Origin of the sequence: Clostridium sp. 'deep sea' (assembly GCF_014931565.1) — a bacterium.
Taxonomy (GTDB): Bacteria; Bacillota; UBA994; order PWPR01; family PWPR01.
Genome location: NZ_CP063353.1, coordinates 3455710 through 3476131 on the forward strand (window position 1 = coordinate 3455710; position 20422 = coordinate 3476131).

Below are 20422 nucleotides of genomic sequence, written 5' to 3' on the forward strand. Positions count from 1 at the left end.
GATTTGTTATAATTGAATTATTACTATTATAAGGAGTACAGCATGAGCAAACTAAAATCAATTGAAAATATACAAGTAATACCTTATGAAGGTATTGGTAGAATAAAACTAGGATTAACTGAATTGCAAATTAAGAACATCATAAAAACTCACTATTCAAACAAAAAAGTTAATAATGATATAGTCAGTGCTCCGTTTTTTGAAGTTGAGTATAACGAACAAGGTGAAGCAATTTATATAGAGCTTGCTCGAGATGATAGTAACAAGGATTTATATCCAACTCTGTTTAAAGGCATTGATATTTTTAACACAAAAGCAAAAGATTTAATACCCCAAATAACTAAGTATTATGAATATAACAGTAATGATATAAATTTAGGTTATTCATATGTATTTCCAGCAATAGATTTAGCCCTATGGAGGCCTAGCATTTTTGAAGAAGAAGACAAACAAGAAGACTGGTTTAAAGGAATGTGCCAAGAAAGTCAACAGTTTGAAATAAGGCATATGTATTTTTGTTTTGTTGCAGTAGCAATTAAAGATTATTATAGCTCAGCAGAAAATAACGAAGATATTATGAACTTAGGATCAAATAAAAGTTATTGTGAATTAAAAGAATCAGCTGACCATATAGCTATTAAGTATAATTTGCAAAAACCGTAGTTAGCTACTTACCTATAATATTAGTTGCTGACTGATTTATTCAGTATTAAACAGAATAACTTCTATGCTAAAATACTTATTCTTATAGTCAATGTTAAAAATTCCATTAAGCTTATTTATCGTATCTTTAACACTCTTTAGTCCTAAGCCTGTGGCATTGTAACCCAGTTTACTAGATAAAATTTCTCCTCTAAAATTAGTTTTAATTTTAGAACTATAGGGGTTTTTAATATAGATAAACAAACTTTCATTTAAATAGTGAATTTTAATGTTTATGAATTTATTTTTTAGGTCATTGTACTTACATGCTTCAATAGCATTATCTAAGATATTACCTAATATAACACTTATGTCTAATGCATTAAAATTTATAGAGGTTGGTACACGCACATCTATATTCATTTTAATATTATTAGCTATTGATTGTTTATAATTAATAATTGAGTCAATTACAATGTTACCACTATTACAGTTTATTTTACTAGAGTTAAACTCACTTAACATATTATTTAACATTTCTTTACTACTATTTAGCTCTCCGGTGGTAATTTTAGCATATAAACCTACTAGAATATTTTTAAAATCATGACGAAATCTTTGACTTTCTCTTTGACTACTAAGAGCTAGATGATATTGGTTTTTATAGTAGTTAATTTGTTTTTCAAGTAAAAATTTTTGGTTTTCAACTAATTTTATCCTTAAGACTTTATCACATAAAATGAAAATGAAAAAGTTTGTAAACAATAACAGTAAAGTAAGTAGGGGATATAGCCAAGGAAAATTGCCTATAGGGTAGAGTTTGTGAAAAGTAAGAATGCTAATGAAACTTAAAATAGGCCATAAAACTAAAAATAACCAATACCACTTTGTTAAGTTGTCTACATTTGCTTTGTAGGACGTACATAATTGTACAGCTACATGGGTTAAAATTAGCATTACAAATTTAGAAACAAACAAGCTTATTATATAATTAGTAGAATCTAAATTATTCCATATAGCTACTAAAAGTGATTTTACTAAAACATCACTCAATAATGCAATAGCTATTATAAAAACTGTGGCACTAAGTTTATTTTTATAACTACCTTTGTAAAAATGTAATAAAGCTACTACTAATAATAAGTTTACAAAAGAGTAATAGTTACTAAGGTAGTCACTAAAATAAATTACTGAGTTTATTAGGCAATAAATACTATAAACCATAAAAATCCTAAACTTACTTTTAAGTCTACAGCCTAAACAATTAGTAAAAAAGTAATGAATAAGACTAGCAATAATAGGATAAGTTGAAACATAAAAAATATCTTCAACAAATATATTATACAAAGTAGTTCCTCCTAAACTCAAAATATTTTTTTTTCACATCATTGCTATATTTATTACTTATAGGTATTAGATTATTATTTGTGAGGGTTATTTGGTTCTTCTCAATTGCCCTCACATAACTAAAATTAATAATATATGATTGATGAGTTCTTATAAAATCAGTAGTTGGTAGTTTACTTAGCTGGTCTTTTAACTTTCCATAATAACTAATTTTGTTTGTAGTAGTTACTAAATTAATTGTTCGTACTTTACTTTCAAAATAAATTATCTCATTAAAGGGTATTAATAGCTCTCTTGCTTTTAAACTAATTGATAACATCTTAGATTTACCACTATTTTTTCGTTTTATTACTCTACTAATAACACTACAAAGCTTTTTATTAAAAACCTGTTCATTTAGTGGTTTATTTATAAAGCCAGTAGGTTGTAGCTCGAGCAACTCTCGAAAAAAAGTTTCATGGTTAGAGATATATAATAAATGTACAAAATCATTATCTTCAAAAGACCTCAAGCAGTAACCCGCCCTAATTCCGTCAATATTATCCATTTCAATATCCATTAAAACTATATCAAAATAACAGTTATTATTAAGTGCATCACAAAACTTAATTCCAGAGTAAAAAACACTGATTTTAAAGCTTACTTTAAAGCTCAATTCTAGTTTTTTTAAGTATTTTTCTATTATTTCTATATCCGCGATACTATCGTCACATATAGCTATATGTATCATAAAAAATTCCTCTCAATATCTACATTAATCATATCTATTATATCATTACTTAACTTCTTACTATCCTTTAAAAAAAGCAATAAAGTGCTTAATTTTAACAATACTAATTTTACATAGCTACTAATAATATAAAATTATGAAAGGGGGGAGATTAATGATTAATTATATTTTTAAGACCACTAATCTTTGCAAACAATACAATAATGAACTTGTCTTAAATAACATTAACATGGCTATAAAGCCAGCCCAGATATATGGATTAATAGGTGAAAATGGGGCAGGAAAATCTACGTTAATGAAAATAATTGCTAACTTAGTTAATGCAACAAGTGGAAGCTTTGAGATATTTGGTAAATCTAACAAAGCAGAGCTAAATAAGGTGCGTAAAAAAATTGGCTATTTAATAGAAATACCTGCATTATATCCAGAGTTTAGTGCCTATAAAAACCTAATGTTTCATTGTAAATTACACAATATAAGTAATACAGAGGTCATAAATAAAGTACTACTAAAAGTCAATTTGAGTAATGTTGGTAATAAAAAAGTTGAGAATTATTCGTTAGGAATGAAACAACGTTTAGCATTAGCTGTGGCTTTAATTAATGATCCTTGTTTTTTAGTGTTAGACGAGCCTATTAATGGCTTAGATCCACAAGGTATTGTTGAAGTAAGACAGGTGCTAAAACAATTAGCTGAGCAAGGAGTGACTATTTTAGTTTCGAGTCATATTTTAGGAGAGCTTGAGCTTTTAGCAACACATTATGGTTTTATACATAAAGGAAAGTTATTAAAAGAAATATCTACAAATGAAATAAGTAAAAATAGCCCAAAGCAAATATGTTTAACTGTAAATAATATAGATTTAGCATTACAAATACTTAACCTACCGCATGTTTTTAAATCTAGAAACAGTATTTGTTTTTATGAAAATGTGGTTCAACTAGAGAGTGTGATAACAACCCTACTAAACAATAACTTACAAATATTGAGTATTAACACAAGAGCAAAAAGTTTGGAAAACTATTACTTAAATCTAATACAGGAGCAATAATATGAAGCATTTTTTACAATCTCAAACATTCTACATTAAGAATGATAGTTCAATGGTAATAATAAAACTCATCTTGCTAATATCAAGTGTATTACTAGCATTATGGAGCGTTTCAGGAAGTAATTATACTATGAAAAATCTTGCTGAGCCAATAAAATTAATTGTTTCAATGTCAATGTTTTTATACTTTATAATACCTTTGCACACCTGTTTTTATGCCTGCGAGGGTTTTGAATTTGGTACCATAAAAAATGTTATAGCTGCGGGCATAAGTAGAACAAACTATTATATTGGTAAATTAATAACAGAAGTAAAAGTAATATTTTTTAGCTTGCTACAGTTTTACCTAGTCTTCTTAATAGTATTTTACACAGCCTGTTTTCTTAAAAAAACTCCCATAGCTAATATCGGATTATACAATCAATTAATTAGGTCATTATTGGCAGTGATTTATAATTTTATATATTTAGTAGCCTATAGTTCAATTGTTCTAACCTTAGTTATGTTTATTCGTAAAACTGCCCCAAGTGTTGTTACTACTTTTTGCTTAGTATTTGGAGATTTTCTTATTTGTGGTTATTTAAAAGATGCTGTTTCTCCTTTTTTACAAACAATATCAAATAACTGTTTAATGACCCAAATACTTAAGTTTAACGGTCTGTATGTAAAAAACTCTCAACTTATTTTGTTGAATAATGTAAGTGACTATTTAAAAACATTTGCAATACCTATAGCCATTATTATTATTTGTTTAATAATAGGTTTAAATAGTTTTAATAAACAGGACATCTAAAAGGGGTAAAAAATGAAAAGAAATGATCAATATCCAGTTGTTACTGGTTTAATTATAGTATTTATAATTTTATTAGCTATTCTATTTTTAAAAATTAAAGTAAACTAACAAGGAGTAATGTTTCATGAGCAAAATAAACTATGGTGGACAAGCATTAATAGAAGGTTTAATGATTAAAGGTCCTCAAAACTACTCAATAGCAATTCGTAAACAAAGCGGAGAAATAGAAGTTACCAAGAAACGAGTTAAAAAAAATAAATTCGCAAAAATACCAATATTACGTGGTATGGTGGAGTTTTTTAATATTAATGTGTTAGGGGTAAAGGCCATAATGTATTCAGCTGAACAGGCAGATGAAAGCTTTACTCAAGCAAAGAATAAGAGTAGATTAACTACATTTTTATATCTTACTGTTACAGTGTCTTTGTTATTTAGTATAGCTTTGTTTATGTTATTGCCTAATCTTATAGTGAGCCTATTTAAAATACCCCATAATGTATTACTAAATAATATCTTAGAGGGAATAATTAAACTAAGTATATTTATCGGCTACTTAGTGTTAACATCATTTTTAAAAGACATTAAAAGAGTATGGATGTACCATGGTGCTGAACATAAGGTAATACATTGTTATGAAAACAAAGATGCTTTAACCATAAACAATGTAAAAAAATATAGTACAAAACATGTTCGTTGTGGCACATCTTTTTTGTTTTTAATAATAATCATTAGCATACTATTATTCTCTGTAACAGGTTGGCATAATATATTTATCAATATTTTAATTAGGCTATTGCTTGTTCCTCTTGTAGCTGGAGTTTCATATGAGGTGTTTAAACTAGTTTATAAGTACAATAATAAGCTAACAAGGTTTGTAAATAAATTGGGGATTTGTTTTCAGTATTTTACAACAAAGGAGCCAGATGATGAACAAATTGAGGTTGCCATAGCTGCTTTTAATTCTATACTTTAGTAACTGGATAAATAATAAAAGTAACATACTTTGTTTTATATTACTGTTAACCTGCATATGCAACAAGCTATTGGATATGTAGGTATAGTTACTAAATAAAATTAAAGATGTATTATTCGAGACCTTTTAAAAGACCACATAATGCATTATTGAATAAACTTTCGTAATCATCTAAGTTACTAAGGCTATTTAATAATGGTACAAACATTTTAAATACAATAAAAGCTGCATTTTTATGATTCACTTTATGATAATTTAAGTCTTCAATTCTTTTAAAAAGGTCAATAAATAAGATTGTATATTTTTTATGAAGATCATAAGAAATTTTTAAGTTATTAAAATTAATGTTATACATTAAGTTAAGTTTTGAACCATATTTTCGGTATATTTTAAGGCATAAATTTGCGATATCGTTAATTGTAATTTTCTCTGCATTAATTTCTCTAACACATTCAATACAATACTCTAACATAGGATTAATTATATCACTGAGTAGCTTCTCTTTACTTGAAAAGTGATTATAGATCGTTTTTCTGGTTACATCAGCTTTTTCTGCGACCCTCTCTAATTTTAGATCCGTAGAATTTGTGTTCTTAAGTAATTCTATAGCTGCATTTATGATATCATCTTTTGTTTCTTGCTTTCTTTTCTCAGTTCTATTTAATGGTTTCATAATAACCTCTCTTTAATTTAATAATAAAAAACTTTACAAAACTACTTTACATCATTATAATTAATTTATCAATTACACTCATGTGTGTAATATTACACATGAAAGTATAATTAGAGAGCATAACAAATATTATAAAAGTGGAGAAAAGCCAATGCAAGCAATAATGGAAACAATCTTTAATGTAGCATACCTTACATCAGTACTATCTCTTGGTATTATTATGTTTAAAAAATCTAAGTTCAATAAAACAGATAGACTTTTTGCAATCATGGCTATTGTTTTAGGTACAGGAGACGCGTTTCATCTTATACCAAGATCTTATGCTTTATTTACAACTGGACTTGAAGCCAATGCAGTTGCCTTAGGAGTGGGTAAATTTATTACGTCAATATCGATGACAGTTTTTTATGTTATGCTATATTTAGTTTGGAGAATGCGTTATAAAATTACTGGTAAAAAAATATTATCAAATACTATTTATTTATTAGCTATTGTTAGAATTTTAATATGCTTTTTGCCTCAAAATGATTGGCTTAATTATTTTCAGCCTGTTAGTTGGGGTATATATCGTAACCTACCTTTTGCAATTATGGGATTTATTATTCTTATCCTGTTTTATATTGAATCTAATCGCCAAAACGATAGTCAATTTAAATTTATGTGGTTAGCAATTGTGTTGTCTTTTGGATTTTATATTCCTGTAGTTTTATGGGCTAAAACTATAAGCTGGGTTGGTGCTTTGATGATTCCTAAAACTTTAGCATATGTGTGGATTGTTTATATGGGATATAGTGAGTTTAAAAGAGAAAATGAAAATAAATTTAAAAATAATAAACTTGCCAAAAAATCTTGATAATTTTAACATGTGAGCTAAAAGTACAATAATTACCTTAACTATTTTATGTAAAATGCTAATAATAAAGTTTTTATGTTTGACATAAACATGTTTACTATTTATACTTTTTTAGGTTAATAAAAAATACTGTATACAAGATAAAAAAAGCAGTAAGTATTTTTGCATACATAGAGTTGGAGAAAATAATGCTTACAAAAGGTATAGTTTTGCATAACATTAGTGAAGAACAGGCTCGTTATTGTTTATTACATCAGTCAATTATAGAAGCAAAATTTGGCTTACAAATATCTGCACAACATAAACCATGTGAATATGATGACTTACTGCAAATGTTAAATGAAATATATTCATCATTTCCAAAAGGCTTAATAAAAGAAATTACTACTTACTACAAAAATTGTGGTATAAAAACCTATGTAAAGTTTTTAAATAAAGAGTCTATGGTTAGTGGTAGTTTTTATTTTAATGGCAAAGAAATAATTCTTTACTACTATCCTCAAAGCAAAGACCAATTTGGAGAATGGGTGATTGGTCATGAACTCGGCCATTTAGTACATAAATACCTAAATGACCTGCATGGTTCTGAAAAATTAAAAAACGAATGGATTAACTTAAATAACGGCTTAAAATACGGTATAAAGAATTGGACAAGCCAACATAAGCAGTACTTTGTACGTAAGTATAGTTTAACAAATTATGCTGAGGATTTTGCTACCGTTGTAGAGCTGTTATCTGAAATCTCTGTAACAGGATATCAATGTAACCTTGTGGGTAAAAATTGCAGTGCTCTCAAGAAAAAAATAGACTTATTACTTAATACATTACTAACACATTCTAAGAGCTTTAGAAAGCTAAAAAGCAATAGAGATAAAGAATACTTAATGTTAAGAATGGCTATGGAATAATTTTAGGGTCATAAACCGAATTAACTTTTTGGGTTGTGACCCCTTATTAGTTTAATACTTGATAGATTGACTCTTAAATTTTGCTATTCTTTTTATAATAAAACTCTACACCTTTATAATTTAAGTTATTTAAATTAACAGTATTATTTTTAAGCAAATACTTTTTAAAGAAGTTTAAATGGTATTGGCTATATATATTATGAAATTCAAATTTATCTCTTTTTCCCAGTACATTTAAAATATTTAACTGTCTGCAAGTAAATAAAGCATCAGAAAAACCGTAGTGAGCTGTATCACTAATTAATACCATATAGCTATCTTCTGAATTATAGATATAGGTAGTTCTTGAAGTATCTCGCATAATATTAGTACCGATAACCATAAAAGGTTTTTTTAAGTCTTTATATAGATAATCTCCATAAGTGCCTCCATCAATGTTTATGCCACATTTAAACCTGTTATCAACTAAACATGTTTGAGCAGCAACCGAACCTCCAAATGACTGTCCAGTTATTGCAAATCCCAGATTTAGTTTAAGTTTATTTTTAAATACAGATTCAATAATGCCTGTATTTAGCTTTTCGAGTTCATTTGCAATAAATATGGAATCATCCACCCATATTTTTACATGATTAGATAGTTTACAATTATACTTTTTAAACAAAACCTCAGCAATCTCCATAGCCTCTTTGTTAGAGTAAGTGCAATTTTTTTTAAAAACTGATTTTATATATTTTTTATAGCCTTTTGGAGACTTTGTTAAATTCTTAAGATGACTTTTATGTATCTTTATTATGCTTCCATCTAAATATTTAAGAGCACTTGATTCATAAGGATGAGCAAGTGACACCACGATGAATCCTGAGCTTGCTAAGTTTGAGCACAAAGTAGTATCTTGCATAGCATATGATGAATAACCGTGATTATAAAAAACAACAGGGAAATTTTTTTGCTTGTTTGATACTGCAACATTTTTATAACAATGGGTTTTAGTTTTTGTTATTTTTTTGCTCAATAATCCTAGAGTCATTTTTTTTAAGGGCTCAATTGCCTCTGGAAAAGTATATGGTGCGCTAGTGTTACCTTTAATACTATCAGCTGGATAAAAAAATTTAACAGGAATTTTTCTAACACCTTCATTTTTAAAACCAAAAACAGTTTTTCTGCTTTTGTCTACAAAATCAATTTGAGTTATGCCAACATTATACTTACCATTAGGAATGGGAAGTTCTTTTAAATTACCAAACATTATATTCACCCTCTTTAGCCTTATTGTAGTAATTGTTATTATGAAACTTTTTCAACATAATAATATTGAAAAAGTTTCATTATGTCAATAAGAGAATTTAAATAGTTATGATAAGCAATTATATATATGATTAATCTTATTTTTAAGGTATTATGTTATTACTTAAATTATTAGATTTATAATAGTAAAAATTATTTTATGTACTAAAAAAAGAAAGGATTTCTGAGTATTGAAAAAACCAACTAAAAAAGAACTTCAGGCTATAGAAACTAAGAAAAAAATATTCAATGCCACATTTCAACTTTTAAAAGAACATGCATATGAAGAAATAAAAATAATGCAAATTGTAAACAAAGCTGGTGTAAGTGCAGGAACTTTTTATGTATACTATGACTCCAAAGAAGATGTAGTACTCAATGCAGCAGATATCTTTCTTCAGCCATATCAAAACTTAATTAATAATATAAATGAGAAACTTGAAGCAGATGAGCAACTACTTTATCTTATTCAACAGAAAAATGAACTAATTAAAGAGATAGGAGGAAAATCATATTTAAAAACTGCCTTAGGTAAACAAATTATCATGCGTAAAAAGCCTAAAGCCAGAGCAACTGAGTTAATATTCAATAAAGCAATGCAAATTGTGATTAAAGCACAGGCAAATAATTATTTTACAAATAAGAGATCTGCTAGTGAAATCATTGCTGATATTGCATTAATAGATACTGGAATATGTATACACTATGGTTTATCTAATAATGATAGCTTTGAGAAATACTATATTTTAAAAGACTATCTTAATTCTTTAATAATATGATTTGTAGCTAATTATAGTATAATAGAATAAGACAATTTAGATGATAAAATAATAGCTAATCATGTTTAGGATTAATGTATTAGTGGTATATATATCTGTGAATCAAAGAGCTAAGTATGGAGGGACTAAGTAAAAATGAAAATATAGAACTTTGGATAATTTTAATATAATACCTTTGCGTTAAAAAATAAAGAATTATTACACTGTTGCGTTAGGTGGAGACATACAGAATCCTATATAGCTTTATTAAAAAAAATAAATAGGAGTTATATTCATGAAGAGAATAATTGCGTTTATAGTATTATTAGTTTTACTTGTTCCCAATGTAGCGATGGCAAAACAAGATGAATATGCCACACTTGTGTGGGAAGGAATTGTTAGTAATTGGGGAGATGTTCAAAAATACAGAATAACACTTACAGGGGTTGTTGGTACTCAGGTATCTGATGGGAAGGTAAATACATATATTAAAGAAGAAGAGCATGATAATAAAAAGTGTATCATCCCTATAGTAGATGGTGGATCAATTAAGGTTGAGTTTTTAGGTTTAGTTCCCGACAAGACTTTTAAAGATACTGAAATGTCAACTGGTTTTACAGAAGTCTCTAAATACGAAAAGAGATATAGTAGCTCTACTACAAAAAGCATACATAAAAATGGCTGGATTGAATATGGAGAGTTTTATGTAAATAAAGACTTTGACCATTTTGTTAGTAAAGATGAACCTGTGGATTTTTCAGAATTAAAATTGAGCCATCATAAGGGTAAAAGTTATGTAGCAACAGTTTTTTTACCTTTATCACACTATCCTCAGGATATGACCTATATTCAAATTGTATCAAAAACCGAAGCCAGAAGACTTATGAATGATATAAAAAAAGGTGCTGAAACAAAGCTCTTAGGCAAAAAATTTGAAGATAAAGTTAGTACAGACGATAATTATGAACCCAAATTTCCTAGTATTAGTAAAGCCAGTTTAGAGGAAAAATATGGGCTTAAAATTAGTATTGAAAAGGGCTTTTTAAAAGAGCAACATGCTTTAAGCATGATAGAGAGAATGTATGGAACTTTTCCAGAGGGTTTAATAAAAGAAATAACCTCATACTATAAATCTAAAGGCATAAACACCTATGTGAAATTTGTTTACAAACAAACAAGACTAGGTGGAGCTTTTTCAGATAAAGGCAATAGAGTAACCTTATATTATTACCCCGACATCACAAGTAAGTTTGGTGACTGGGTAATAGCCCATGAAATGGGACACTATGTACATAAGTATCTACATGCTAAATATGGTTTTGATAAACTTAAAAGTGAATGGACAAGCATAAATGATGGCTTAGAATACAATGAAGATGAGTGGTCGGATAAACATGATGATTACTTTATAAGAAGATATAGTTTAACAAACTACTTTGAGGATTTTGCAACACTTTTTGAGGCGTTATCAGAAAACAATAATTGGGGTTTTCGTAAACATTATTTGGAAAAACCAGACATGCCACTACTTAAAAAGATAGAGTTATTGAATAAGGTGTTAGTAAAAACTACTAAGAGTGTAACACCAGCTACTTTAACCAATATATGGGGAGCAATAACTCCACAAGCTCCACATAGTTATGCTGTTAATACCTGTAATGAAGCAAAAGAGGCTGGCATTATACCAGATGATAATAGATTTTTAGCATTATATCACAAAGATATAACTCGGGAAGATTTTGCTTTATTGGTAGCAAACTTAATAGAAAAACAAACAGGTAAAAGCCTTAAAGAGTACTGTGAAGAAAAAGGTGTTTCGGTAGCATGGTATATGTGTGGAAGCTTGTCGGGTGTTCCCGCTGCCGATGGTAGTGTACAAGAACGTACAAGGTCTAACTATCCCTACTATGATTGCTCCGATAAACGTATATTTAATCTTAAAAGCTTAAAAATAATGGGTGGGGTAGGCAATAAACTATTTGATCCAGATGCTTTAATAACTAGAGAACAAGCAGCTGCTATTCTCTTAAATGTGGCAAATACTTTAGAACTAGAGACAAGCTCTCAGAATATGAACTTTACAGATGAAAATGAAATGTTTACATGGGCAAAATCTGGTGTTAACTTTGTTGCCTCAAATAAAATAATGAATGGAGTAGGTGACAATAAGTTTGCTCCGAAACAACATTTAAGTTATGAACATTCATATATAATAATGTATAATTTCTTTAGCAAGTTTAAGTAAAATAACTTAATAAAGATAGCAAAAAAGTCTTAAGAATATTCTTAGGGCTTTTTATTTATTAAATAAATGGGGTCAGGCTTTAAAAACTTAAGAACTTCCTAAAGCCAATAAAGCTATGTTTATAAAATAGAGTAATAATTAATATTATGTTACAATAAAAGCAAACATATTTTCGTAGGTGTGTAAAAATGATAAATAATAAAATTAAAATTTCTGTTGGTGATTTTGTGCAATTTGCCTTTAAGTCTGGTGATATAAAATCAGTATTTTTAAGCAACAATAGAGCCGTAGATGGCATTAAAGCCCATCAAAAAATTCAAAAAAGATTTAAAAATGAGTATATAAATTTTGAGTCGGAGATAACCATTAAACATGAATTTACAATAGAAAACACTAATATCGAGTTAAATGGCAGAATTGATGGAATTTTTAAAGATAACATACCTACTATAACTGAGATTAAATCTGTGGCAATAGATTTAGCCGAAATAACAGAAGACTATAGTTTATTACACTGGGCGCAGTGCAAAGTTTATGCCCTAATGTATGCTTTGCAAAATGACTTAAACCAAATAATAGTTCAATTAACTTATGTAGAGTTAAATAATTATGAAACAAAACAGTTCAATAAACAATACGAGGTAAGCGAGCTACGAGAGTTTGTAGGAAAAGCGCTAGAGAGTTACTTAGTGTTTGCTAAGCTGCAACTGGAGTATAACTGTCTAAAAGAACAAAGCATTAAGCAGTTGGTTTTTCCGTTTGGCTCATATCGTAAAGGGCAAAAAAAACTAGTTAGTAGTGTTTATAAAGTTATTCTTATGCAAGAAAAACTCTTTGTACGTGCCCCAACAGGTATTGGTAAAACAATGGCAACTATTTTTCCTGCGGTTAAATCACTGGCCAAACAAAATGGTAAGATATTTTATTTAACGGCCAAAACAATAGGTAGAGATGTTGCTGAAAAGGCATTTTATTTACTTGAACAGCATGGGTTAGTTATGAGGCGAATTGTTATTACAGCTAAAGATAAAGTTTGTTTAAACTGTGAACGAAAATGCGATGCAGAGTATTGTAAGTATGCTAAAGGACACTTTGATAGAGTAAATGAGGCTTTATTGGCTTTACTAAAATACACCAATCACTATAATAGAGATGTTATACAGCAGTATGCTGAGCTTTTTACTGTATGTCCGTATGAATTAACGCTAGATTTATCACTATATTGCGATTGTATTATTTGTGATTATAACTATGCCTTTGACCCAAGCGCTGTTTTAAAGCGTTATTTTGTTGAAGGAAATGGCTGGTTTTATGATGGAGACAATAACTATATATTTTTAATAGATGAGGCGCATAATTTAGTTGATAGAGCTCGCAGTATGTACTCAAGTTCAATATCAAAAAAAGCTATTTTAGAGCAAAAAAAGAAGCTAAAAGATAAAGATAAGTTTCTATATAAATACCTAAATAAAATGAACAAGCTGTTAATAGAACAGAGAAAAGTATGTGAAACTACAAGTACAATTGTTGAGCAGAATTATAACGAAGAGTTTGTGGATTTAGTGAGAGGTGTTATTCATAGAACCGAAAAAATTTTTGCGCAGTTAGTAGATTGGCAACATCTTGATGCATTATTAGAGTTTTATTTTGACTGTTATGATTTTTTAAAGAAAATAGAGCTATATGATGAGCGTTATGTAACCATATATGAAAAAATACAAGACGAGCTTATAATGAGATTGTTTTGCCTAGACCCCTCAAATAACCTTAAAAACTACCTTAATAATGCCAGCTCAGCTGTATTGTTTTCTGCTACCCTTACGCCTATAAACTACTTTGTTAAAATATTAGGTGGTGATGAAAATAGTTATGGCTTGAGTCTAGCAGCTCCCTTTAATGCTAGTAATCTTTGTTTAGTAGTGAACCAAGGAATATCCACAAAGTATCAAGATAGAGAGCACACTTATCAACAAGTTGTTAACACTATACACAGTGCTGTGAATAATAAAAAAGGAAACTATTTAGTATTCTTTCCTTCTTATAAATATATGTTAGACGTTTATGAATTATATATTCAACAAGTAAATGAAAGTATAGAGGTAATGGTGCAGGAGAGGTATCTTAACGAATACGAAAAAGAAGAGTTTATAAATGCTTTTAATGAAAACCTAGAGCATAGCTTAGTTGCCTTTGTAGTTTTGGGGGGCATGTTTAGCGAAGGAATTGATTTAAAAGGCGAGAAGTTAAGTGGAGCTATTATTGTTGGTGTAGGGTTACCTTCACTGTGTTTAGAGCGCAACTTAATAAAGCAACATTTTGATAAAGAATATGGCACAGGATTTCAATACTCCTATATGTATCCTGGGATGAATAAAGTGCTGCAAGCAGCTGGCAGAGTGATAAGAACCAGTACCGACACAGGGATTGTTATTTTAATAGATACCAGATTTGCCCATAATTATTACCAAAAACTATTTCCTCCAGAATGGAAATACGCTAGGTATGTAACAGATGGCTCAAACATAAAAAAATTAGTTACTGATTTTTGGAATAGTAGTATTAAAGTTTAGGATTGGTTTAGTTTTATAAGACCAAATTAATAACTTATTATATTATTGTGGACTTTAACTTGTTATTTTATAAAGAGGGCAAGCTATGTATTTTACAGGCTATTATCACTTTAGATAATATATGTTAATATTAAATGTAAAGTTATTTATAGCTAGTACAGCAAAAATGGTTATGTTTGTAGCTATGTTGTTTAGGTAAGGTCTTTTGCTTTTACACAATAGGTTTAAATGTTTAACATACTATAACTACAATTAAAATTAGGATAAAAAAATGAACATAAAAGAAACAGATTTATATTTACCAATTTACAATTACTTTACCGAGCTTGGTTATAAAGTAGATGGTGAGGTAAAAACTTTAGATGTTACTGCTGTAAAAGATAATGAGTTAATTGTGATTGAACTTAAAAAATCCTTAAACATGAAGCTTTTAATACAAGGTGCCAAAAGACAACGTTTAACAGACTTGGTTTACCTAGCTGTGCCTCGCCCTAAAAAAACCTACTACAGAGAATGGAAAGACAAGCTGTATTTAACCCGTAGACTCGAGCTGGGTGTAATTGTGGTGTCTTTTACAGCTGAAAAACCCTTAGTTCAAGTAATTCACCACCCTAAGCCCTTTAACAGAAAACAAAGTAAGAGGTTATCTCAACGGAAAAAGAATAGTATTATCTGCGAAGTAAGTGGTAGAAACAATAACTATAATGTAGGTGGTAGCAAAGGCAAAAAATTAATGACTGCTTATAAAGAAAACTGCTTACATATCGCCTGCTGTTTAAAACAGCTTGGAGTTTTATCTCCAAAACAGCTCAGAAATATAGGGACCGGAAGTAAAACCTTGTCTATTCTTAATATGAATTTTTATGGCTGGTACACAAGAATTAAAAGGGGACAATATGAGCTAAGTGAGGCTGGTAGAGATGCCCTTAATCAATATAGTAGCTTAACAGAGTTTTATAACAATAAAATACAACAAGAGCTAATTAACAAGGGAGAATAGTAATATGAACAAAAAAGTAGTAAAAGATGGACATGTTCATAGCCCTATCTGCCCCCATGGCAGTAAAGATAGCTATGAAATGTATATAGAAAAAGCCTTAAAAATAGGACTACAAGAAATAACATTTACAGAACATTTTCTTGAAGGCTATGAAGAGTTTACTAAGACCCTGTTAAATGAATATGGTTGTGAAGATGGTTTATTAGCTATTCATTTTTTAAAAATTAAGGGAGAGTTTTACTGCCTAGATGAGTCTCCACAAAGGTTTATGCAACTAGCTGATATGTTAGGAGGGGTAAGAGAGCTTTATGATAAGTATTTTGATACCATGCTGAAATCTATAAAAGTAAATTTAGGCCCTCATAAACCTAAAAGAATAGCACACCCAACATTAATTCGCATTTTTAATAAAAAGGTTCCTTACAATTATACTAACAAAACATTACTAGAAAAAGTAATGGTAGAGTTAAAACAACATAACTATGAAATAGACTATAATATGACAGGTTTACGTAAGCCTTATTGCGGAGAAACCTATCCAAGTGGCTTATTTTTAGAACTAGCAGATAAGTACACTATTCCTAAAGTATATGGATCTGATGCTCATTGTGTTGATCATTTAGGTATGGGTTATTATGAGTAAATAAACTTATGTATTAAGTAATACGTGTCGTTTATGACAAGTATTCATTAGATTGGAGAATATATTATATCTACTCACATGAATCCTGTTTGAAAAACGATAAAACGATAAATGGGAATGGATAACAACTAAAAATTTAAGACTAAAGCTAATCTGTAAAACCTTTCTATAATCTCTTACTATTAAAAAGTTTCATTCATACAAACCAAGGGCACAAATAAATTTACTAAAATTTATTTGTGCCCTTTTTGGAGTAGTTTTCAACCAAATGGAAGAGTATTTGCTTAGCATATATATTATAATGAACTCAATGTATATATTGATAATAATTATCAATAAGATTATCAAACAGAATATACTTAATAGGAGTGTGAATACATGAACAATAAAGATAAGCAAAAGAAAATGATATTAAATAATAACCTGTGGAAGGTAATGATTAATATATCATGGCCAGCTGTTATTGCAATGGTTTTATACGGGTTAAATACAGTATTTGATGCCATATTTGTAGGTAGATTTGTAGGCGAATCTGCTTTAGCGGGTGTATCGCTGGCGTATCCCTTATCTCAATTAACCTTAGGTTTGGGTTCACTAATAGGTGTAGGTGCTGGTTCAGCTCTTAGTATTGCTCTAGGGGCAAACGATAAAGAAACTCAAAAAAAGCTATTAGGAAATGTAAATTATCTTAGCATTTTAGTTAGCATAGTTTATATTATATTGGCTTTGTTATTCTCTAAATCGTTGGTTAGAGTAATGGGTGGAACAGGCGAAATATTAGCCTTAGGAAATGCCTATTTTAGAATTACCGTAATTGGTACCTTATTTTGGGTACATGGCTTAGCCGGAAACATGATTGTTCGTGCTGAGGGTAAAATGAAATCTGCCGCTGTTATAATGGGCTTTGGTTTAGTTGTAAATGTTATTGCCAACTATATCTTTATTGTAATTCTGGGCATGGGTGTAGAGGGTGCCGCTTGGGGTACAAATCTTGGTATGTTAGTTTATACAGTAGTAGGTTTATACTACTTTAAGAGGGGTAAAGCTTCCTTTGAAACTGATGCCTTTGCTATAAAAAAAGACAAAAAAGTTATAAAAGATATTTTATCTATGGGAATCCCATCTCTTATTATGTCTGTAATGAGTATTATACAAGCCATAGTAGTATTTAATGCCATATCCAGAATAGGTACTACATACGACTTAGCTCTTTATGGGGCAATTTATAGAATCTTTACTTTGCTCTTAACTCCAGTTTTTGGACTTATGAGAGCTCTACAACCTGTTATAGGTATCAACTATGGAGCCAAAAAATACGGCAGGGTTATTAAGAGCTTTAAAATATTTGCAATTGGCGCTACTGTAATGATGTTACCATTTTGGCTTATTATTATGGCAGCCCCCAAAGCAGTACTGGGTTTAATGTTTACTTCACGAGTATTTGATGCTGCCTCGTTATTATACTTTAGGGTGCACATGATGCTCTTGCCAATACTACCAGTAATGTTTATGATGATGACTTTTTATCCTGCAATTAATAAAGGTAAACCAGCAGCTATTATTGGTATTGCTCGTCAGCTAATATTTTATGTACCAGTAATGATGATATTGCCAAGAATGTTTGGAATTCAGTGGGTTTATTATGGAACCTTTTTGATAGACTTTGTAATAATACTTGCAGTAATTGTATTAGTAAAAAAAGAGTTTAATAATTTAAGAAATTACAGTGTCAATACAGAGTTTTTGTGTGCTACAGATCCTAACTAGTTTATTCTTTTGGAAATAATTTATTTTCGATTATTTCCTCCGCCTAAAACTGGCTCAAAGTAAGTAATTTACTTTGAGCCAGTTTTTCTTATAATATTCAAAATATATTCATTTTATTTAAATAATAATAATATCTTTAAAAATAACTATTGCACTTTAACCATATTATTACCATAATAGTCATAGAGAAAAGAAATCCAGGAGGGTAAAAATGATTAATCAAAGAGTTGCAAAATTAAGATCTCTTATGAAAGAAAAAAATATTGATTGTTACATAATACCTAGTTTTGACGCCCACCAATCAGAATATGTGGCAAATCATTGGAAAAGCAGAGAGTGGATAACAGGATTTACTGGCTCGGCTGGCACGGCTGTTATAACTCAAAATAAAGCCCTATTGTGGACAGATGGAAGATACCATGTACAGGCCTTAAAGCAGCTAGAAGGAAGCGAATATGAGCTAATTAAGCAGGGTTTGCAAGGTGTACCTACTATTAGTAAATGGATTACAGATAATTTAGCAGAGGGGCAATGTGTTGGCTTTGATGGTAATGTAATGTCGATGAAGAGTTATGATAATTTTAATAAAGCTTTTGCACTAAAAAACCTAAAAATCTCTTATGAGCATGATCTAATAAGCCCTATTTGGCACAACAGAACTGACATTCCAGCTACTCAGGTTTTTGCGTTAGAGCTTAAGTATGCTGGAAAATCTTATACAGATAAACTAAAAGAAATACTCCAAGAAATGAGTAAATTGGTAGCAGATGCTTACTTAGTGCCAAACCTCGATGATATTTGTTGGATTTTTAATATTAGAGCAGATGATGTTAAGTATAACCCGGTAGTAATCTCTTATGCTTTAATAACCCAAAATGAAAGCCACTTATTTATTAATAAAAGTAAAGTTCCCGAGAGTATTTTAACTAGTTTAATTAATGATGGGGTTACTATTCATAGGTACGAAGATATTCAGCCATTCCTTAATGGACTTAGTGTAAATAAAATTCTTTATTCTCCAGCGTACACCAGTGTATCACTGATTAAGGCGTTACAAAACACTGTTAAAACTGTTGCAAAAGGTGACATTGCAACCAGATTAAAAGCTGTTAAAAATGAAACAGAAATTAAAAACCTTCGCAATTGTCATATTAAAGATGGTGTTGCTATGTTTAAGTTTCATAAATGGCTTTTAGAAAACGTAAACAGTGGCAATTTAACAGAGCTAAGTGTAGCCCAAAAAGTTAAAGAATTAAGAGCCGAGCAAGACCTTTATATAGGAGAAAGCTTTAATACTATAGCTGGTTATGGAAGCAATGCTGCAATGATGCATTACTCTGCAACACAGCAAAATTTTTCATACCTTAAACCTAACGGATTTTTATTACTAGACTCAGGTGGTCAATACTACGATGGCACTACTGATATTACTCGTACTTATGCTTTAGGAGAGCTAAGTGATGAGCAAAAATTTGATTATACAATTACTCTTAAGTCTCATATTGGCTTAGCAATGGCTAAATTTTTAAGGGGTGCTTGTGGACCACACTTAGATATATTAGCCCGTAAACCTATGTGGGACAATGGATTAGACTATAAATGTGGTACAGGTCATGGCGTTGGATTTTTACTAGGTGTACATGAAGGCCCCCATAGCATAAGATGTGGTCAAAATAACGTTGCTTTAAAACTAGGTATGATTATTACCAATGAACCAGGTGTTTATAAAGATAACCGTCATGGTATAAGAATAGAAAATACAGTGTTAGTTGCAGAGCATCAAAAAACAGAGTTTGGAGAGTTTTATAAATTAGAAACCATCTCAATGACTCCTATAGATACTAAACCTGTATTGCCAGAATTATTAAGCAAAGAAGAATTAAGTTGGTTAAATAATTACCATAATCAGGTCTATAATAATCTTGCTCCATACTTAAGTACTCCAGAAAAAGAGTATTTGGCTGAGTTAACAAAAGAAATTAAATAGTTATTTGGAACGCATATAATCATAATGCGTTCCTATTTATATAGCTAAAAATATTAATAATATCATATGCATATATTTTATATCGTAAAATCATTAAGTTAAATAAGATTAAATGGTTTACGTTAACATGCAAATGGAATATACTAATAAAAATACAATAACTTAATAATTACTTAAAGAGAGAGGTAGGATACC

General features: G+C 29.5%; 17 protein-coding genes. 13 read left to right on the forward strand and 4 right to left on the reverse strand.

Going from position 1 to position 20422, the window contains the following annotated elements; translation table 11 throughout:
* Positions 1 to 42: 42 nt before the first annotated feature.
* Positions 43 to 663, forward strand: coding sequence for a hypothetical protein (locus tag IMX26_RS15950; RefSeq protein ID WP_195159347.1), 621 nt, complete (start codon positions 43 to 45; stop codon positions 661 to 663).
* A 36-nt stretch (positions 664 to 699) separates the two neighbouring features.
* Here IMX26_RS15950 and IMX26_RS15955 read toward each other — a convergent pair whose 3' ends face one another.
* Together IMX26_RS15955 and IMX26_RS15960 are read right to left on the reverse strand one after the other, a co-directional pair.
* Positions 700 to 1989: an ATP-binding protein gene (locus IMX26_RS15955; protein WP_195159348.1), complete on the reverse strand. Its 1290-nt coding sequence runs from the start codon at positions 1987 to 1989 to the stop codon at positions 700 to 702.
* A complete protein-coding gene (locus tag IMX26_RS15960; protein WP_195159349.1) occupies positions 1982 to 2719 on the reverse strand; it encodes a LytTR family DNA-binding domain-containing protein in 738 nt (245 codons plus the stop codon). Before IMX26_RS15960 ends, IMX26_RS15955 begins: the two co-directional genes overlap by 8 nt.
* 154 nt (positions 2720 to 2873) lie before the next feature.
* Between IMX26_RS15960 and IMX26_RS15965 the strand changes: the two genes are divergently transcribed.
* The 3 genes from IMX26_RS15965 (at position 2874) to IMX26_RS15975 (ending at position 5536) form a co-directional block, all read left to right on the forward strand.
* Positions 2874 to 3770: an ABC transporter ATP-binding protein gene (locus tag IMX26_RS15965; protein ID WP_195159350.1), complete on the forward strand. Its 897-nt coding sequence runs from the start codon at positions 2874 to 2876 to the stop codon at positions 3768 to 3770.
* Position 3771: 1 nt separating this feature from the next.
* Entirely contained in the window at positions 3772 to 4563 is a 792-nt protein-coding gene (locus IMX26_RS15970; protein ID WP_195159351.1) for a hypothetical protein, read from the forward strand.
* Positions 4564 to 4687: 124 nt separating this feature from the next.
* Positions 4688 to 5536, forward strand: a complete 849-nt coding sequence (locus tag IMX26_RS15975; protein ID WP_195159352.1) for a DUF1385 domain-containing protein — start codon at positions 4688 to 4690, stop codon at positions 5534 to 5536.
* A gap of 112 nt (positions 5537 to 5648) precedes the next feature.
* Here IMX26_RS15975 and IMX26_RS15980 read toward each other — a convergent pair whose 3' ends face one another.
* Complete coding sequence (locus tag IMX26_RS15980) at positions 5649 to 6209, reverse strand: TetR/AcrR family transcriptional regulator (RefSeq protein WP_195159353.1); 561 nt, start codon at positions 6207 to 6209, stop codon at positions 5649 to 5651.
* 151 nt (positions 6210 to 6360) lie between these two features.
* Here IMX26_RS15980 and IMX26_RS15985 point away from each other — a divergent pair, with 151 nt between their 5' ends.
* Positions 6361 to 7062, forward strand: a complete 702-nt coding sequence (locus tag IMX26_RS15985) for a hypothetical protein (protein ID WP_195159354.1) — start codon at positions 6361 to 6363, stop codon at positions 7060 to 7062.
* Between the two features lie 188 nt (positions 7063 to 7250).
* Entirely contained in the window at positions 7251 to 7970 is a 720-nt protein-coding gene (locus IMX26_RS15990) for a hypothetical protein (RefSeq protein ID WP_195159355.1), read from the forward strand.
* 73 nt (positions 7971 to 8043) lie between these two features.
* Here IMX26_RS15990 and IMX26_RS15995 read toward each other — a convergent pair whose 3' ends face one another.
* Positions 8044 to 9219, reverse strand: coding sequence for a hypothetical protein (locus tag IMX26_RS15995; protein WP_195159356.1), 1176 nt, complete (start codon positions 9217 to 9219; stop codon positions 8044 to 8046).
* Positions 9220 to 9448: 229 nt separating this feature from the next.
* On the opposite strand from IMX26_RS15995, the gene IMX26_RS16000 reads away from it, so the two are divergent.
* From IMX26_RS16000 to IMX26_RS16030, 7 genes are all read left to right on the forward strand, one after another.
* Positions 9449 to 10036 carry a TetR/AcrR family transcriptional regulator gene (locus IMX26_RS16000; protein ID WP_195159357.1) on the forward strand — a complete coding sequence of 196 codons (588 nt, stop codon included), beginning with the start codon at positions 9449 to 9451 and terminating at the stop codon, positions 10034 to 10036.
* Positions 10037 to 10310: 274 nt separating this feature from the next.
* Entirely contained in the window at positions 10311 to 12260 is a 1950-nt protein-coding gene (locus IMX26_RS16005; RefSeq protein WP_195159358.1) for an S-layer homology domain-containing protein, read from the forward strand.
* Between the two features lie 188 nt (positions 12261 to 12448).
* On the forward strand, positions 12449 to 14830 hold the full coding sequence (locus IMX26_RS16010) for an ATP-dependent DNA helicase (RefSeq protein WP_195159359.1): 2382 nt from the start codon (positions 12449 to 12451) through the stop codon (positions 14828 to 14830).
* A gap of 271 nt (positions 14831 to 15101) precedes the next feature.
* Entirely contained in the window at positions 15102 to 15830 is a 729-nt protein-coding gene (locus IMX26_RS16015) for a DUF2161 family putative PD-(D/E)XK-type phosphodiesterase (protein ID WP_195159360.1), read from the forward strand.
* Between the two features lie 4 nt (positions 15831 to 15834).
* Complete coding sequence (gene hisJ, locus IMX26_RS16020; protein WP_195159361.1) at positions 15835 to 16473, forward strand: histidinol-phosphatase HisJ; 639 nt, start codon at positions 15835 to 15837, stop codon at positions 16471 to 16473.
* 378 nt (positions 16474 to 16851) lie between these two features.
* Positions 16852 to 18240 (forward strand): MATE family efflux transporter, encoded by a 1389-nt coding sequence (locus IMX26_RS16025; protein WP_195159362.1) that lies wholly within the window; start codon positions 16852 to 16854, stop codon positions 18238 to 18240.
* 211 nt (positions 18241 to 18451) lie between these two features.
* Positions 18452 to 20227, forward strand: coding sequence for an aminopeptidase P family protein (locus IMX26_RS16030; protein WP_195159363.1), 1776 nt, complete (start codon positions 18452 to 18454; stop codon positions 20225 to 20227).
* The last annotated feature ends 195 nt before the right edge of the window (positions 20228 to 20422 follow it).

Excerpts from the sequence above, each read along its gene's own strand:
- IMX26_RS16015 (WP_195159360.1), top strand. The coding sequence starts at position 15,102 with ATGAACATAAAAGAAACAGATTTATATTTACCAATTTACAATTACTTT.
- IMX26_RS15960 (WP_195159349.1), bottom strand. The coding sequence starts at position 2,719 with ATGATACATATAGCTATATGTGACGATAGTATCGCGGATATAGAAATA.
- IMX26_RS15975 (WP_195159352.1), top strand. The coding sequence starts at position 4,688 with ATGAGCAAAATAAACTATGGTGGACAAGCATTAATAGAAGGTTTAATG.
- IMX26_RS15970 (WP_195159351.1), top strand. The coding sequence starts at position 3,772 with ATGAAGCATTTTTTACAATCTCAAACATTCTACATTAAGAATGATAGT.
- IMX26_RS15950 (WP_195159347.1), top strand. The coding sequence starts at position 43 with ATGAGCAAACTAAAATCAATTGAAAATATACAAGTAATACCTTATGAA.
- hisJ (WP_195159361.1), top strand. The coding sequence starts at position 15,835 with ATGAACAAAAAAGTAGTAAAAGATGGACATGTTCATAGCCCTATCTGC.
- IMX26_RS15980 (WP_195159353.1), bottom strand. The coding sequence starts at position 6,209 with ATGAAACCATTAAATAGAACTGAGAAAAGAAAGCAAGAAACAAAAGAT.
- IMX26_RS15995 (WP_195159356.1), bottom strand. The coding sequence starts at position 9,219 with ATGTTTGGTAATTTAAAAGAACTTCCCATTCCTAATGGTAAGTATAAT.
- IMX26_RS16005 (WP_195159358.1), top strand. The coding sequence starts at position 10,311 with ATGAAGAGAATAATTGCGTTTATAGTATTATTAGTTTTACTTGTTCCC.
- IMX26_RS16030 (WP_195159363.1), top strand. The coding sequence starts at position 18,452 with ATGATTAATCAAAGAGTTGCAAAATTAAGATCTCTTATGAAAGAAAAA.
- IMX26_RS15990 (WP_195159355.1), top strand. The coding sequence starts at position 7,251 with ATGCTTACAAAAGGTATAGTTTTGCATAACATTAGTGAAGAACAGGCT.
- IMX26_RS15985 (WP_195159354.1), top strand. The coding sequence starts at position 6,361 with ATGCAAGCAATAATGGAAACAATCTTTAATGTAGCATACCTTACATCA.
- IMX26_RS15965 (WP_195159350.1), top strand. The coding sequence starts at position 2,874 with ATGATTAATTATATTTTTAAGACCACTAATCTTTGCAAACAATACAAT.
- IMX26_RS16025 (WP_195159362.1), top strand. The coding sequence starts at position 16,852 with ATGAACAATAAAGATAAGCAAAAGAAAATGATATTAAATAATAACCTG.
- IMX26_RS16010 (WP_195159359.1), top strand. The coding sequence starts at position 12,449 with ATGATAAATAATAAAATTAAAATTTCTGTTGGTGATTTTGTGCAATTT.